Below are 16,467 nucleotides of genomic sequence, written 5' to 3' on the forward strand. Positions count from 1 at the left end.
GCCGTCTCAGAGGGGAGCGTGCCCCGCTGTCGGTCCATCCCCTCAGCGCCCCTGTCGGCTCGGACCAACACTGTTGGGACCGACAGACGGCCGTGTGAAGTGACGGGCCGTGCGCGCGGACGCGGGTTAGATTGCGCGCCATGTTGGTGCTTCGACTGCGTGCCCGGCTCCTGTTGTCCTACGCGGTGGTTACCGCGCTGCTGGTGGCCGCCTTCTCCCAGATGGCCGTGGGCCTCATGCGCACCCACGAGGTGGTGGCGAGCGTGGGCCGCGAGGAGCTCGCCTCCTTCGAGCGAGAGCAGCGCGTGTACGTCGCGGCCTGGGCGCTCGAGCTGGCGGTGCGGCGCGGAGTGGTGGCCTGTGAGCAGCACGACAGCAGCGCGGCCTCCGTGCACCGCGCTGTCGCCAGCGCGCGCCACGTGCTGCAGACCGCGCTCGGCACCGGCACGGTGCATCTGGATGCGGGCATCCGCGCGAGCGCCCAGGACTATGTGCAGTACGCCCTGCAATTGGAGCAGGCCGGCACCTGTGAGTCGATGCTGTCGTTTCCCCTGCGTGAGCGGCGGCTGCACCTGGATGAGGTCCTCACCACGGTGTGGTCCGAGCGCACGCGGGACATGCGCCTGGCCATCCAGGCGAAGGAGGACCAGGCGCGCTCCATCGGGTCGGCGGCGCTGAGCTCAGGCGGGCTCTTCGGCCTCCTGGGCATCGTCGCCGCGGGAGTGCTCGCCTTGTCGCAGGCGCGTGCGGTGTCGAACTCGGTGGCGCTGCTCTCCACGCATGCGCGCCGCATTGGCCAGGGTGACTTCAGCCCGCTGCCTCCATTGCGCGGCCCCGAGGAGCTGCGCGCGCTCTCGCTGGACCTGGACCGCATGCGGGGGCGCCTGGCGGAGTTGGATCAGCTCAAGAGCGCGTTCGTGGCCTCGGTGTCCCACGACCTGCGCACGCCGCTGGCCCGGGTGCGCGAGGCCCTCTCGCTCCTGGGCGATGGCAGCACGGGCCCCCTGACGCCGCAGCAGGCCCGCGTGGTGAAGCTCGCACAGGCCGCGTGCGAGCGTGAGATTCGCATGGTGACCTCCGTGTTGGATCTGTCTCGCGTGCAGTCCGGCCAGCCGCTGCAGCGCAATGCCGGGGCCTCGGTGGACCTGATTGTCCAGAATGTCCTTCGGGACCTCGCCTTCGAAGCGGATGAGCGCAAGGTCCAGCTGGTGTACGACGCGGCCTCGAAGCCCGTGCGTGCGCCCATCGATGACCCCCTGGTCGAACGTGCCCTGTCCAACCTGGTGAGCAACGCCATCGCTGTCTCCAGCGCAGGCAAGACGGTGCGCATCACGTGTGAGCTGGTGACCCGCAAGCGCCCTGGCGCCGCCAACCCCGTGCCCGCGGTCCAGCTGTCCGTCGCGGACCAGGGCCCGGGCGTGCCCGCGCATGCGCGTGATTGGATCTTCCGGCCCTTCGCGAGCCTCGAAGTGGGCGGGCGCCGCAGCACGGGGCTGGGCCTGACCATCGCGCGCGAGATGATCACCGCGCACGGGGGTGAGCTGTCACTCGCGGACACGTCCGGGCCCGGCGCCACCTTCACCTTCTGGATTCCCCTTGAAGACCCCGCGTCCCCTGGAGGCCGTCTTGACGCCTGAGTCCCCCGTCCAGCAGCCCCACGTGCTCCTGGTGGACGATGACCTCCAGCTCGCGGAGCTCATGTCCATGCGGATGACGTCACGCGGCTACCGCGTGACCGTGGAGGGCGAGGGCAAGAGCGCCCTGCGCCGGCTCTCGCAGGAGCGCGTGGATGCGATGGTTCTCGATCTGCGCCTGGAGGACATGGATGGCATGGACGTGCTCCGGGCCGCGCGACAGCGGGCCCCCGAGCTGTCCGTCATCATGCTCACCGCGCACGGCTCCATCGAGACCGCGGTGCAGGCCATGCAGGAGGGCGCCTACGGCTTTCTCACCAAGCCGTTTCACGACCACGAACTCATGCAGAAGCTCACGCATGCGCTCGAGCGCTCGCTGCTGCGCCGGGAGGTGGCCGAGCTGCGGCGGCGCATGGGGGAAGAGGGCGAGCCCCTGCTCCTGGGCATCAGCGAGGCCATTTCGCGCGTGCGCGAGGTGATTGCCCGCATTGCCCCCACCGACGCCACCGTCCTGCTCACAGGCGAGAGTGGCACCGGCAAGGAGCTGGCGGCGCGGATGCTCCACGTGCTCTCGCGCCGCAACGCGGGGCGCTTCGTCGCCGTCAACTGCGGCGCCCTTCCGCCAGAGCTGCTGGAGAGCGAGCTGTTTGGGCACGTGAAGGGCGCGTTCTCCGGGGCCGTGCGCGAGCGCGAGGGCCTGTTTGGCGCGGCCAACGGCGGCACGCTGTTCCTGGATGAAATCGGCGAGGCGTCCCCGTCCGTGCAGGTGAAGCTCCTGCGCGTGCTGCAGGAGCAGCGGCTCACGCGCGTGGGCGCGGACGTGGAGGAGTCCGTGGACGTGCGGGTGGTCGCCGCCACCAACCGGGACCTCGCGGAGGAGGTGGCCGCGAAGCGCTTTCGTCAGGACCTCTACTTCCGGTTGCACGTGGTGCCCATCGAGCTGCCACCCCTGCGCGAGCGGCTCGAGGACATCCCCTTGCTCGCGCAGCTCTTCCTGGAGCGCACCGCGAACCGCTATGGCCTGCGTCCGCCACGCCTGGCGCCCGCGACGGTGGAGCTGATGCAGCGCTATGGCTGGCCTGGCAACGTCCGGGAGCTCATCCACGAGATGGAGGCCGCGGTGCTCCTGGCCGGCGCGGACGAGCTTCAACCGCGACATGTGCCGCGCCTGGGGCAGGCGCTGGAGCGGCCCCCCGCCGAGAGCGCGCAGCTGCCGGGTGTTCCCGTCGGGGCCGAGGCCTTGCCATCGCTGCGCGAGGCCCGCGATGCCTTCGAGCGCGCCTACCTCGCGGAGGCCATGCGCCGCAGCAGCGGCAGTGTCAGTGCCGCGGCGCGAATGGCCGGGCGCAACCGGAGCGACTTCTACGATTTGCTCAAGCGGCACGGCCTGTCCGCCGCTGACTTCAAGGAAACACCCTGAGGGCGGGCCCCCACGCTGAAGCCCGCCCCCGCCGCGGCGCCTACGGCGTCCGCACGCAGACCACGCGCTGGGGCGCCGTCTTCAGGCTGAACGAATTCCCGCCCGAGGTCAGGTGGATGCCCAGGGCCGTGGTCGTCGGTGAGGACCAGGTGCTCGAGCTCCAGAAGTAATCCGCGGTGTCGAAGGCGAAGTACGCCGCCGCCAGGCTGGTGCCCCTCACCGCGCGCAGCTCGCTGTCCGTGGGGAGCCGCCAATCACTGAAGCCGCCTTCCACCAGGTCGTGGCACAGGTTCTCCGTTGATGCATCCGGGTTCGCGGGCACCACGCCGCCGGCGTAGTCATTCATCCGCCCGCTGTCCTGGAGGTCCGGCTGCGCGTTGCCCGGAAGCTCCGAGCCCCAGACGGCGGCGTGCCAGCTGCGGGGCGCCACGAAGGCCTTGCTCCAGACGCGTCCCCCCGTCCGCGTGTCCCTGCAGCCTCCGGCCTCCGTCAGGAAGGTCTGTCCTCCGTCCGCCGGCACCCGGCAGACATGCTGGGCGGGGGGCGGCGCGCTGCGCACACACACCGCCAGGTGCTGCGCCGTGCTCTTGTTGCCGTAGCCCCGCGCAGCCGAGGGCAGGTCGCGCAGCACGGCGGTGGTGGCGTCCCAGTTCGTGGAGGTCCAGGCATAGCCCATGGCGTAGGGGAAATAGGCGCCTGCCCGGGCCCCGCTCGCGACCTTGAGCAGCTCCTCCTCGGTGGGCAGCCGCCAGTCGCTGAAGCCCCCCTGGTCCAGGTCGTGACAGTACGCCGAGGGCGAGAGGTCGGGTCCCTGGGTGACCCGATAGCCGCCAGGGAAGTCATTGATCCGGCCGTGGTCGTGGACGTCGGGCTCAGGGCTGCCCGCGAGCGCCGAGTCCCAGACGGCGTCATGCCAGTTCATCCGAGCGGGGATGACCGCGAAGACAAGACCGCTGTCGATGTCCTCGCATCCACCCTGCGCCGAGCGCATGAGCGGCGCCTCCGAGCCGTACACGGGGCGGCAGCCGTAGGCCAACGCCGCGTCAGGGGGCACGCCGGGCGCCGGCAGGTCGATGACGATCTCCGCGCTGGTGAGGGGCAGCTTCAGTTGGCCCGTCGCCGGCTCCATCAGCGGTGAGGTGGGCACCGGCGCCCCGGCCGCGTGGATTTTCACGTCCCGGTTGGTGAGCGCGTAGGACGCCGTGGCTGGCGCCATTCCCGGCGAGGCGTGGAGCTCCAGCGTGACGCCCTTCAACCGCAGCTCGCGCAGCGCCACCTGGTTGCTGTCGTAGTGGAAGGGCTTCAGGCTCAGGGAGCGGATGTCCTTCAGGCTCCGGTTCGTCAGCCATCCGGAGAGCGGCGCCGTGACGGTCGTGTTGTACGCCCCGGAAAGTGCCGCCCAGTGAGCGCCCAGCGCATGGACCTTGCCTTGCACATCCGTTGCGAAGGCCTCCACGCGCACGTATCCGTGCGTGCCCGCGGTGACGGTGGCCTCCAGGTCGAAGCGGACGCGCGCCACGGAGCGCGCCACCGGGACGCCGGACCCTTGCGTGACGCTCACCGGCACCGTCGTCTCACCCATCAGGCCGGACGTGTTGAGGACCCGCGCCGTCACCGTGTAGCTGCCCGCGTGCTCGTAGGTGTGCGACCACGCATGGCTGGCCGGGACCGCCACCGTGTAGAGCCGTCCCTCCACCCGTCCGTCCCCCCAGTCGAGCCGCACCGCGTAGCGCCCCGAGGCGTTGCGGGCCGCATCCGGGTCGGTGATGTCGGGGGAGAGGGTGACCGTGGCGCCCGCCACGGTGGTCGTCGCGGTGATTGACGGCGCGGAGCCCAGGGCCGCGCCGCCCCTCCAGCCCGCGCGGCAGTCCGGCTCGGTCTCACCCGCCAGGGGCACGGTCAGAAGCCGGTAGCGCACCGGGTCCGCGCGCTGGAGCATCCGCAGGCCGAAGTTCCCCACGCAGGATTCCAGCACGGCATCCGGATCCGGCACCTGGGCCAGATACGCGGCAGCCTCCGGCTCCGTCCAGTTGCGCGCGGCGACGGCGTTCCAGCGGGCATAGAGGTTGGGGATGCCGGAGTAGACGCGCTGGACGGCGAGCGTCACCAGCCCGCGCAGGTAGCGCGCGTCCGGGTCGTTGTCGTTGGCGTGGTAGTCGGCGCTCAGCGGATAGCCTTCGGGGAACGCGTCTGGCTTCGCGAAGGGCGCGGACTGGAGCAGGACCTGTTGGTGGGCCTGGGTCCCCACGAAGCTCACGTAATCAACGAAGTCGCCAGGGGACTGCCGGAAGAGCGCGCTGGGGCCCTGCTCGACGGCCCTCGCCAGCATCACGCCCAGTTGGTTGCCGCGCCAGGCCTCCACTCCTGGCGGAGTGACGGACCGGGCCATCAACGCCCCGGACGCGGTGCACTGGGGAATGTAGTCACAGAGACAGCCCGGATCCCCGGGGTAGCGCGTCAGGGGCAGGCACGGGCCAAAGCTCACCGCACTGGTGGCGCTGGGATTGCCCTCGCAGTTGATGGGGCGCTCTGAATTGAAGGCTGAATGGCAGGAGTCCTCGGAGGGGCTGTACTTGCAGCACTTCAGCGGAGGATCGCCATTGCAGATGTCCTCGAACGGGATGCCCGGATCGAAGAGCAGCATGTCGCCCAGCTGCCAGCCCAGCAGCATGCAGGAGCCCTTCCAGACAATGTCCTTGCCGGAGCAGCCGGACTTGTTGAAGCCGGTGTCCATGCAGGCGCTGACGTCCTTGAGGAAGTCGAAGAGGTCTCCGCCCTTGTCCATCCAGTCCATGACGTCCAGGGGCGAAGGCAGGCTGCCCTCATCCGAGACATCCAGGTCGGTGTACCAGTCGCCGGAGCCTCCCGTGAGCCCGCTTCGGGTTGGCGGAGATGGGGTTGGCTCGGGGGTGTCCTGGACGGAGTGACAGCCTGCCGCGACGAGGAGGAGGACCGCGAGCGGGACACTGCGCCAAAGAGGTGGGGAGGTGGACATGAAACGCTACATCCTACCGAATCAGCGCTCCTTCCTCTTCGGGTCGCGGGCATCCAGGACCACCTGCCCGTCCTTCATCACGAACCGGACCTGCTTCAACGCCCGAATGTCTTTCAGTGGATTTCCCTCCACCGCGAGCAGGTCCGCGAGCTTGCTTTGCGCGAGCGAGCCAATCTGGTCCTGCTTGCGTAGCAGCTCCGCCGCGTTCACGGTCGCGGCACGCAGGATGTCCACGGGTTTGAGCCCCGCCTCGGCATAGGCGATGAACCACTTCACGGTGGCCTGTCCGCGCGTCAACCCTGGCATCACGATGTACATGTCCGAGCCGGCGGCGATCCGCACACCCGCGGCCACCGCGCGGCGGAGGCGGGCATTGGCCTTGGCCATGTTCTTCTTGCAGCGCTCCTTCACCTGGCGCAGGCGCTCCGCATTGCCTGTCTGGGTATCGAAGGAGTCGCACACGTCCATCGGGCCATCCGTCGGGACCAGGAAGATGCGATTGCGGACCATGGGCGCCAGCACGTCATCGGGGAGCGAGTACCCATGCTCGATGGAGTCGACGCCCGCCTGGACCGCGATGCGGATGCTGTCGTCGGTGGTGGTGTGCGCCGCCACCGGGCGCTTCATGCGGTGGGCCTCCTCGACGATGACCTTCAGCTCGTCCAAGGAGAGGAGGTTGTGCCCGTTGTCGACGATGACCTTGATGCAGTCCGCGCCGTCCGTGAGCGCCTGCCGCACGGCGCGCCGGGCCTCCTCCGCACCGGAGACTGTGACGTACTCCTGCTCGATGAGGGACTGCGCCGGAGGTTGGAGCGTGGGGAACTGACCGCCCTGGGGCGCGAGCGCGCGGGTGCAGGCGGAGATGCGCGGGCCCTGCACCCAGCCACGCTGGATGGCGTTGCGCAGCGCCACGTCGCCGTTGACCCCTGAGTTGCCCACGTCGCGCACCGTGGTGACGCCCGCCTCGAGCAACTCGCGGCCCAGCTTCGCGCCCATGAGCGCGCGCTCGGTGGTGCCGTTCTGGGCGACGGGGGTGAGGAGGCCGTCGACCCCGTTCTCCGGGTCGACCTCCAGCAGCAGGTGCGAATGCGCGTCGATCAGCCCGGGCAGCAGGGTGACGTCGCCCAGGTCGATGACCCGTGTCCCCGGGGGGATGGGGAGGGCGGTGCCCACGGCCTGGATGGACGAGCCTTCGATGAGCACGACCGCATCCGGAAGGAGCCGCTCACTCTTCCCGTCGAAGAGCCTGGCGGCGCGGAGGGCGATGCGCGGGGGTTCCGAGGGAGAGGGCGTCTGGCCCCATGACGGCAGGGAAGCGCAGCACAGGAGGAGCGCGCCAACGACAGTCGTCAACAGGCGCCGGGACCGGGAGGGCAAGGCGTGGCTCCCCAGAAAAGCGAAAGGCCCGGAACCTTTCGGTTCCGGGCCTCTCTAGTGGCGAGGAGTACGGGACTTGAACCCGTGGCCTCCGGCGTGACAGGCCGGCGTTCTAACCAACTGAACTAACTCCCCACAAAAATCTATATGGGCGGAACAGGGATTGAACCTGTGACCATCGCCTTGTAAGGGCGCCGCTCTACCGCTGAGCTATCCGCCCTGCGCGGCCCCGCCGTGATTCAGTGAGGCGGCTTGTACCGTCCTCGTTCGGCCCCGTCAAGCATCTGTTTTCGGGCCCCCTGAATCACGCTCCGCTCCCTCGGAAGGGGGCGGATCCGACGGGCGCGGATCCGCCTGCTAGGCCCGTACCTTCCACCGACGCACGCGGCGGCGGGAACGGGGAATCATCACCACGGCGCCCACCAACAGGGCCACCGGCACGAACACCAACATCGTCTGCATCATCGCCTCCATGCCCGACACCATACGGAGGCCGTCTGACATCCTGACGGGGAGTTCGTGACTTTCAGGAAACGACACTCCAAGCCGCCGGGTTTCCGGCCGCCCTGACGCGCAGGGGGCCGGACTGGCGGTGAGAGGCTACTCGCCTCGGGGAGGACCGCCGCGGCCGCCGTGGCTGGGGCCGTGCGAGCGGCGCTCCGATTCCAGGAGCGTGCGGGCCTGGGTCTTCTGGGCATCCGTCAGGACCTGCTCGGCCTCCTGGTAGGCCGCCATGTCGTTGGTGCGGAGTTGCTCGAACAGGCCTCGCGCCTGCTCATGGGCGGCCTGGTCCTGGGCGGACGGCGTGCCCTGTTGTGTGCCGCGGTCCGGCGGCGCGGGCGGGCGCAGGGCCTCCAGGGACTGCTTCACGGGCGCGTTCTTCGCGTCGAGCGCTGTTTGAATCCGGGTCAGGCTCGCGGCCTGGGCGTCGGTGAGGGCCAGGTCCTGGCGGTGGTCGATGAGCACCTGGACGGGCGACTTGCGCTCGAACGGAGGCGGGCGGCGCGCGCCCTGGGACGTGTCCTGCGTCGTGGTGGTGGATCCGGCGAAGGAGGGAACGGCGAACAGCAGGCCCAGCATGAACAGATGGCGCTTCATGGTGATGGATGCCTCCAGATTGCGCGTGATGACGGCACCCGGAAGGCCATTGGCCTGATGGCACGGTGGACACCGTGAGGGACCGACTGGGAGGGGTTTGCCCCCACGGCGTCCCGTGCCGTTCAGGCCCGGGGCTTCCGGGCTGACACGGTGCAAGGTGCTCCCGCCATGTGCCGCGAAAATGTCCCGCGCGTTTCCGAATGTGTTTGCAGCCGCTATTCGGACGCGGTCTGGACTTCCTGCGTCTGGGCTGGCTTGTCCGCCGAGGCAGCGACCTTGCCGTCGAGCGCGAGGTAGATGTTGAACCACGCCAGGTACGTGCGCCACGCCGGGTCGCGCTGCTCGATGAGCGTCCGCCGCGCCTGCTCCATCCGCTGGGGCACGTTGAAAGGCATCCGCGTCTTGTCCTCGGATTGCAGCTGCGCCGCGAACCAGAGCACGTCCAACTGGCCCGCATCGACCGGCGCGTGCGTGCGAGCCATCAGCGAGTCGGCGTGCTCCAGCGCCTTGCCCAGCCATTGCGCCGCCTGCGCCGGGTCGCGGCGGTCCACGGCGTTCTCCGCCAGCCGCAGCTCCGCCAACGTCACCGCGCGGATGTCCTCGTCGCGATCCAATTCGTCGAACTGCTCCAGGAACAGCGCGCGCCGCTGCTCCATCGCTCGGGCGGCGGCGTCCATGCGCCCGAGCCGCGTCTCCGCGTTGGCGCGCAGCCCCGCGGCGATGATGCGATACGCGCGTTGGACGAACTTCGGCGTGGCGTGCGCCTGCTTCAGCGTGGCCCGCACGGCGGGCGTCGCCAGGTCCCGGTCCACCTGGTCCAGGTCCTCCAGCGCCCGCTGGGGTTGGTCCGCGCCCAGCGCCGCGCCGCAGCGGGCCAGCCGCAGCACCAGCCGGTTGCGCAGGCCCTCTTCGTCTCGGGGGCCGGCTTCGATGCCGGGCAGCGCGCGGTCGTAGAGCGTCAGGGCCCGTTCGAACCGGCCCGCGGCCAAGTTGTAGAGCGCCGCGCGGTCCATCACCAACGGGATGAACCGGGCCATCTTCGGCACGGACTCCACCGTGGCCAGGGCCTTGTCCGCCGCCTGCGCGGCCTCCGCCTCGCGGTTGACGTGCAGGAGCGCCCGGGCCCGGGCCAAGGCCACGGACAGCCCCGCTCCGCTGTCCGCGTAGGGCAGCTTGTCGCGCTCGTCCAGGTAGCCCAGGGCGATGTGGTAGTTGCCCACCTGCGTGTGCAGCAACCCCAGCGCGCCAAGGATCATGGCCTTGTAGCGCGCGTTGTTGCGCACCAGGTCCAGGGCGACCAGGTAGTGCCGGTTGGCGCGCTCGGCGGCGGCGGGATTGCGGCCGCGCAGGAAGTCCTCGTGGTGGATGGCTCCCATGAGGGCCTGCACCTCGCGCTGGTTCTTGAGCTCCTGCCACGCCGCGCGCAGCTCCGCGAGGCCGGTCTTCACCGCCTGGGCGTGGGCGTCGTCATCCAGCTTGGACAGCCGGCGCGTCGTCACGTAGGCCTTCACGAAGTGCGAGAGCGACACGGCCTTGCTCGGCACCTCCGTGGTGACCTCTTTGATCACCACCTCGGGGGCGACGCCCGCGCGCAGGCGCAGGCTCATGGACTCGACGGCGCTCTCCAGCGAGCCCGTCCGCCGCGTCACGAGGTCGAAGTCCGCGCGCGCCTCGTCCATCCGGTCCCGCCCCATGCGGCGGTAGGCGCGGCCCATCAGTGCTCGGCGGAACAGCCGCTCCGCCCGTCGCCGCTCCTCGGTGCCGGCCGGCGCGTCGTCGACGTAGAGCGTCGCCAGGGCCTCCATCACGCCGTCGGCGCCCAGGCTCGCCGCGCGCTCGGCGGCGTCCTGCACCACCATGCGGCGGCGGAGCGGATCCGTCTGCTGTTTGTAGAACGCGACCAGGGCGTCACGGACGGGGCGGGGAGGGCGCTCCTCGTTCAACGCATTGACGTGGCGGCCCAGCTCCAGGGCGAACGCATACGGTGTTCCGGGGGGCTCCGCCGCGAGTGCCTGGGCCATGGTGGCGTCCGCTTCCGCGTAGGGTCGTCCCCGGTACAGCGCGCGGACCGCGCCGCGCGCGAAGTCCAACTGGTCGTCCTGCTTGAAGACCTTGTTCTGGGAGAGCTTGCGGCCGGCGGTGACCAATGCGTTCCGGTCGTCCAGCTCGCGGTACAGCGCATCCGCCTGTTCGTACCAGCCCTCCAGCACCGCGCGCGGCGTGGTGTCCGTCAGCTCGGCCGCCTCCAACTCCTGCCGGGCGAGCGTGAAGTCGCCGGACGACTGCGCCAGCTCGCTGCGCACGACGTGACGGTAGACGGCGGAGGGCGGGCTGGGCGCGGCGGCGGGGTCCAGGGCCGCCATGCGTTGGCGTTCGCCCTCCTGCAGCTCGTCCACCATGCGGCCCCGGTCGCGCTCCTTCAGGGCTTTCCGGTGGGCGATGAGGATGCGCAGCGGCTCTGACAATCCGGCGGTGACAGGGTCGTCCACCTTCGTCATCTGTCGGGCGTAGAAGTCCGCGGCGTCGAAGTCGCCGTAGGCCAGGTGGAGCTGGCTCAGGCGCATCATCAACAACCGGCGGAGCTTGGGCCGGGTCTCGAGCAGCAGCCGCTGGCGGTAGAGGATGAGCTGATCCGCGCGCCGGCCCACCATGCCCAGCTCCTCGCTGAGGCGCTTCACGTCCCATTCACCGGGCACCTGGCCACCCAGCGGCAGCTGATACACGTCCAGCGACTGGCCCCGGGAACAGGTCGTGATGAGCGACGCGGCGGTGGGGGACGGGTACTCGCAGTTCCACGACTCGCTGGTGAGCTGGTCCGGGCTGGCGGCGGTGGCCTGGGCGGGCGCGTCGTCGCGCTCGGAGGCGAAGGGCACGCGGAACAGCACCCCGCTGTCGCTCGCGTCAATCACCCCGTCCCCGTTAGAGTCGGTGAAGAACTGCACCACGTACAGCGAGCGTCCGTCGCGAGCGAACACCGGCTGGCCCGTCTTCCCCGGGATGTCGAGCGTCAGCGGGACGGGGGCCGCGCCGGGGACATCCAGCCGGATGGCCTCCAGGTGCGGCGACGCTCGCGCGGCGAAGCCCGGCCCCACCTCCTGCACGGAGCGTTGGACCGGGACGTACACCAGCCAGCGTCCATCCGGAGAGATGGTGGGGCTGGTCAGGTTGCGGTCGAGCAGTGGCGTCACGTGCCAGCCGGCCCCCAGCGCCACCTTCGACAGCCGCAGGTCTCCCTGGATGGTCACGCGACTCACCAGCGCGATGTGCGTGTCGTCAATCCACTCCGCTTGCAGCGCGCTGAGGTCCTCTTCCAGACAGCGGCGCTCCTTCGCCTCTGGCAGGTCCCTCACGCAGAGCTGCCCGCCGGCCTGGGTGCGGAACGAGATGTAGAGCAGCTGCTTGCCATCGGGGCTGATGCGCGGCCACGTCACGTCCGCGCCTTCGTCGAAGAGGCGGCGCTCGCGGCCCTTCTCCAGGTCCTGGACGAAGATCTCCGTGGCGATGTCCCGATTGGACACGAACAGCAGCGAGTTCTCGTCGGGCCCCAGCTGCCCCAGGAACTGGTCGCCCATGCCCACGGTGAGCCGCTCGGGCAGGACCATGCCTCCGTCGTTCTCGTCGTCCTGGGCCCAGGCTCCGCTCGAGAGGAGGACGGCCAGGGCCAGGAACCAGGGGCCTTGGCGCGTCAGCACTTCTTCTCTCCCCAGGTGCCGTCCTCGGCCTCCACCCAGCCGCCGCAGACGACGCCCTCCGCGTGCGCCAGACGCCAGTTCTGGCGCAGCGTCGCCTCTGGCACACCGGGGCGCACGGTCTTCATCCACTGCCACAGCTGGCGCCGGGCCCGGTTCACCCGCTCCACCAGGGCGGCGTCATCCGCGGACACGCGCCCGGCCGTACACTGCTTCCGCGTGAGCACCAGCAGCCCGTCCTTGCCCTCGCCCACGCAGTGGCGCCGCACCAGGTCGTCCACGCGGTCCGCCTGCGTCTTGCCCAGGTTCTCCACCAGCGGCGGTGGCTGGATGCCCAGGTCCTCCAGCTGGTTGGGCGTTAGCGGCACCGGCGTGGGGTTCATGCCCGCGCGCGCCAGCCGCTGCTCCACGTCCTTGTACGAGCCCGCGGCCTGCTCCTCGAGCGCCGTCGCCCGGTCCACCATGACGATCTCCGGCGCGCTGATGCACCCGGAAGCCGCGAGGGCGGCCACGAGCAGCAACCCACGATGTGTCATGGCAGAGCCTCCGGAGGGAACATGGTGGTGATGAGGCGGTCGACGATGGGGCCCAGGGGGATGCCCCGGATTTCATCGATGCTGACCAGCTTGGCCAGGCCGCCCATGGTGATGAGCAGGCTGCCGAAGCCCTGCTTGAAGCTCACGCGCACGTGCTCCGGATACCCCAGGCCCAGTGCGTAGCGGACGCGGTTGGTGGCGGGGTCCGTGTGGTGCGGATCCTCCACGTCCAGCAGGTCCAACAGGTGGCGGTTGCCGATGCGCAGAATCTCCGCGCGCCCGTTGATGCTGCGGTCCCTGGCGGAGATGACCATGGCGGCGTTGCCGTCGAAGGGCTCACCCCGGGAGGACTTCACGCCCGTGGCCCGCACGTGGGCCTCCATCGTGGAGTGCTTGCCCTGCCAGTTCAGCATGCACTGGCCGGTGATGCGCCCTCCGCGGACGCCCATCTCCAGCTGGCTCATGGAGAACACGTTCTGGTTGATGGCCAGGTTGCCGGCCAGCGGCGCGATGGTCACCCACGGCGTGGTGATGCGGTCCGCGGACATGAAGCCACTGCGCGTGAGCAGCGGGTGTTGATCCGCGAAGCGCAGCATCGAGTATGGATTCACGTCCAGGTCGTTCAGCAGCCGCACGCCGTCCTGGGAGACTTCCACGTTCTCCGTCAGCGGCACGTCGCCGTTGAGCGCCTCCACGACGATGCCGGACTCGGGCATCCGCACGTTCACGTCCTGGAGCTTGAGGCTGGACGTGGTGCGGAAGACCACCAGGTCCGGCGACGCCACGCGGAAGTCCACCGTGACCTTGCCGCTGCCTTCGACCTGACCGGGCCGCGCGAGGTGGGCCAGGTCCTGCTCCAGCGAGCCGCGGAGCCCCATGCGCTGCTGATCATTGCTCAGGTCGAGCCGCCCCCGGACCTTCAACAGCGTCTGCGTGCCGCCATTGGACAGCCGCAGGTCCGGGATGCGGATGACGCCGGTGGGTTTGCGCACGACGGAGAATGACGCCTCCACGTCCTGGACGGGGTAGGGCAGCGCCGGCTTCTGTTCCATCGAGCGGACCTTCACGAGCTGCTTCAGCTCGATGTCCCCCTTCTCCCATTGGTCGGTGAAGGTGGCGGTGCTGTCACTGGACAGGTCCGCGAAGGTGAACCGGCGGTCGTTCATGCTGACGGTGAGCTTCTCCACCGCCAGGGTCGTGCGGACGTTTCGCTGGGCGCCGTCGGCGTGCGACTCGCCCTCCCAGCGCAGGGCGGGGACGTTGATGGTCTGATCCGCCTGCTTCCAGCGCACGCCGCGCAGGTCCATGTGGGCCTTGCCCTCGAAGCTGGCGGCGCGCGGAGGCATGGGGGCCAGGCGGAAGCTTCCGTCGGAGCCCAGGTGCGTGATGAGTCCGGTCAGGGTGCCGTGCAGTTCGCCGCTCATCGCGAGCTTGGACGGATCCACCTCCGGGGGCACCCGCGCCTTCGCCAGGAGCGGCGACAGGGGGCCCAGCGGCGGGAAGTCGCCCTTCACGTCCATGCGGAGCGCGCGGGCCTTCGGGTTGAACGCCAGCGCCGCGTCGGCGGCGACCTTCAGGCCCTCCTGGCCGGTGAGCCCCAACTTGAGCGAGAGCTTGCGGCGGTCGACGTCGAACGTCAGCGTCTGGTGTTGGGTGCCCGCGTCGGTCTCTCCGATGCGCAGCCCTTCGACCTTCAGGGCAAGGTCTCCCTTGTGCTTCCACTCGTCTCCCTGGGAGCGCAGCGCGAGTGTGGTGCTGGCGGCCGAGATGTCGTCCCAGCCCGCCTTCTTCAGGCTCAGCTCCGTCTGGTGGTCCACGCGCGGCGAGGGCGCGAAGAGGGTCGTCAGCCTGCCTTTGGAGGCCAGCGTCACGGCCAGGTGCTTCCAGGGGAATCGCGCGGCGACGTCATCCGGGATGAAGGGCCGTGCCATGACGAGGTCCGGCAGTTGGGCGTCCAGCGAGTACGCCACGTCGTCGGTGCCCTTCGTGGCGTCCAGCGATGCGTGCAGCGTGCCCACGTCCAGCTCCAGCCGTGCGCGGGCCTTGCTCAGCCGTGGCTCCTCCATCGTGGGGAATGCGTCCGTCACGTGGAGCTGCACTCGCGCGGGACCCTTCAGCACCTCCCGGTCTTCGGCGGTGACTCGCAGCGCTTCCACGGGTACGTCCGCCTTCAGCGCGAACGGGGGCTTCGCCGTGAGGGGCACCTGGAGGTTGAAGCCCAGGCGCTCCGCCATCGCTCGGTATCCGGAGGCACGGACATCCAGTGCTTCCACCTTGGCGGACAGGGCCGCATCCCCCGCGACCCTGAAGGGCGAGGAGAGGTCGGGCCGCAGCTGATGCCCCGTCAGCTCACCGGAGGCCTTCGGAACGCGGAGCGGTGTAGCGCCCCCGACGTCGAGCCCGTGGAGCGCGAACACGAGCTTGGCGGCCAGTCCCTGGGGGGCATCCGGAGTCGCCGTCAGCGAGATGCGTCCATCGCCAAGCTCCACCTTGAGCGCCTCCTGTACGAGGAGGAGCTTCGCCACGTCGACGTCCAGCCCGAGCCGACCCTGGGCTCCCAGCTGGGGCATATCGCTGAGCGTGACCTCCCGGGCCTCCAGGTGCACCTTGCCGCGCTCCAGGGAGAACGGGCGCAGGTCGTCGGGGATCCATCGCAGCAGCCGTCCGAGGTCCACGTCCGCCAGGGCTTGTGTCAGCACGGGCGGGACTTCCGACGCATCCGGAAGCACCAGCTGGGCCTGCACCTCGGCGCTGTCGGTCAGCTTCGTGCGTTCCAAGTCGACGGTGGTGTGTTGCTTGCTGGCGTCGAACTTCGCGGTCACCGCGCCGTGCAGCAGCGAGCGGAGCGTGAAGCGCGGATCGAAGGTCTGCTTCGCGACGTCCAGGTCCACCTTCACGTGCGCGGCGTCCGTGCTCGCTTCCACTGACAGGACCAGTTCCAGCAGGGCTTCGGCGGCGGGCGCTTCACGGTTCAGCGTCAGGGCCAGCGGCTTCCCGGCCTTGCCTAGGTCCACGAGTAGCTTCCAGCTCTTGTCCTGGGGCTTCGCTTCGATGCCGGCTTCGAGCCCGCGCAGCGACCAGCGGTCCACCACCGCGCTGTTCTGGACGCGGACATAGGTCAGCGACACGTTCGACAGCTCGATGCTCGAGACGGGGAACGGGGAGGCGAAGAGGGCCGCGACCTGCTGGGAGGTTCCAGGGGACGCCTCATCCACCGGTTCGGGCTCCGGCGGTCCGGTCAGGTTCGTGAGCGACGTGGTCCCTTTTTCATCCGCGACCAGGACGACGTTCGCGTCGCGCACCGCCACCCGCTCCACCCGGACCGGTCCCTTCAGCAGGGCTCCGAACGACCACGCCGCCTCCAGCGTGCCGACGCGCAGGAACTCGGGCGCGACGTCCTGGAATGGCGGTGGGGTCCGCACCACCAGTCCTTCCAGGCGCAGCCCGGAGAGCACGTCGATCCGCGCGGTCTGGTAGTCCAGCCGCACGCCCGAGGCTTCTTCCACCTGCGAGACGACGTGCGGCTTCAGCCAGGGGTGGTCGAGGTTGTGAAGCGCGGTCACGACCGCGATGAGCAGGAGGACGATTGTCGCGAGGAGGATCAGGCCTGCGCCCGCGATGATTCGCGTCAACCGCCGACGAGGCCGTTCAGCACCGGGGGAGTCCATGATGTTCCGTCGAGGCGACCGGCCCGCCTCCTCCTACCATGCGACGGAAG

Annotated in this window: 9 protein-coding genes and 2 tRNA genes; 2 read left to right on the forward strand and 9 right to left on the reverse strand. The window is 69.9% G+C overall.

The window, feature by feature from the left end:
• Window positions 1–140 precede the first annotated feature (140 nt).
• Both GTZ93_RS17975 and GTZ93_RS17980 read left to right on the forward strand, forming a co-directional pair.
• Complete coding sequence (locus GTZ93_RS17975; protein WP_139914898.1) at window positions 141–1,637, forward strand: HAMP domain-containing sensor histidine kinase; 1,497 nt, start codon at window positions 141–143, stop codon at window positions 1,635–1,637.
• Window positions 1,627–3,054 (forward strand): sigma-54-dependent transcriptional regulator, encoded by a 1,428-nt coding sequence (locus GTZ93_RS17980; RefSeq protein ID WP_126933040.1) that lies wholly within the window; start codon window positions 1,627–1,629, stop codon window positions 3,052–3,054. Before GTZ93_RS17975 ends, GTZ93_RS17980 begins: the two co-directional genes overlap by 11 nt.
• 40 nt (window positions 3,055–3,094) lie before the next feature.
• On the opposite strand, the gene GTZ93_RS17985 is transcribed toward GTZ93_RS17980, so the two are convergent.
• The 9 genes from GTZ93_RS17985 to GTZ93_RS18025 all read right to left on the reverse strand — a co-directional run bounded on the left by GTZ93_RS17985 (window position 3,095) and on the right by GTZ93_RS18025 (window position 16,417).
• The gene (locus tag GTZ93_RS17985; protein ID WP_139914897.1) at window positions 3,095–6,049 is read right to left on the reverse strand and encodes an Lcl domain-containing protein; all 2,955 of its coding nucleotides are present in this window, start codon (window positions 6,047–6,049) and stop codon (window positions 3,095–3,097) included.
• 21 nt (window positions 6,050–6,070) lie between these two features.
• The gene (locus GTZ93_RS17990) at window positions 6,071–7,252 is read right to left on the reverse strand and encodes an amidohydrolase family protein (protein ID WP_257978892.1); all 1,182 of its coding nucleotides are present in this window, start codon (window positions 7,250–7,252) and stop codon (window positions 6,071–6,073) included.
• Between the two features lie 232 nt (window positions 7,253–7,484).
• A tRNA-Asp gene (locus GTZ93_RS17995) sits at window positions 7,485–7,561 on the reverse strand.
• 13 nt (window positions 7,562–7,574) lie between these two features.
• Window positions 7,575–7,646, reverse strand: a tRNA-Val gene (locus GTZ93_RS18000).
• 137 nt (window positions 7,647–7,783) lie between these two features.
• A complete protein-coding gene (locus GTZ93_RS18005) occupies window positions 7,784–7,930 on the reverse strand; it encodes a hypothetical protein (RefSeq protein ID WP_158620562.1) in 147 nt (48 codons plus the stop codon).
• 96 nt (window positions 7,931–8,026) lie between these two features.
• The gene (locus GTZ93_RS18010) at window positions 8,027–8,524 is read right to left on the reverse strand and encodes a Spy/CpxP family protein refolding chaperone (RefSeq protein ID WP_139914895.1); all 498 of its coding nucleotides are present in this window, start codon (window positions 8,522–8,524) and stop codon (window positions 8,027–8,029) included.
• Between the two features lie 215 nt (window positions 8,525–8,739).
• Window positions 8,740–12,216, reverse strand: coding sequence for a PD40 domain-containing protein (locus GTZ93_RS18015; protein WP_139914894.1), 3,477 nt, complete (start codon window positions 12,214–12,216; stop codon window positions 8,740–8,742).
• Window positions 12,210–12,749, reverse strand: a complete 540-nt coding sequence (locus GTZ93_RS18020) for a DUF1318 domain-containing protein (protein ID WP_120575226.1) — start codon at window positions 12,747–12,749, stop codon at window positions 12,210–12,212. The genes GTZ93_RS18015 and GTZ93_RS18020 overlap by 7 nt, the downstream gene beginning before the upstream one ends.
• Window positions 12,746–16,417, reverse strand: a complete 3,672-nt coding sequence (locus GTZ93_RS18025; RefSeq protein WP_139914893.1) for a hypothetical protein — start codon at window positions 16,415–16,417, stop codon at window positions 12,746–12,748. Before GTZ93_RS18025 ends, GTZ93_RS18020 begins: the two co-directional genes overlap by 4 nt.
• Window positions 16,418–16,467 lie beyond the last annotated feature (50 nt).

It is taken from the genome of Corallococcus exiguus (genome assembly GCF_009909105.1).
Classification (GTDB): Bacteria; Myxococcota; Myxococcia; order Myxococcales; family Myxococcaceae; genus Corallococcus; species Corallococcus exiguus.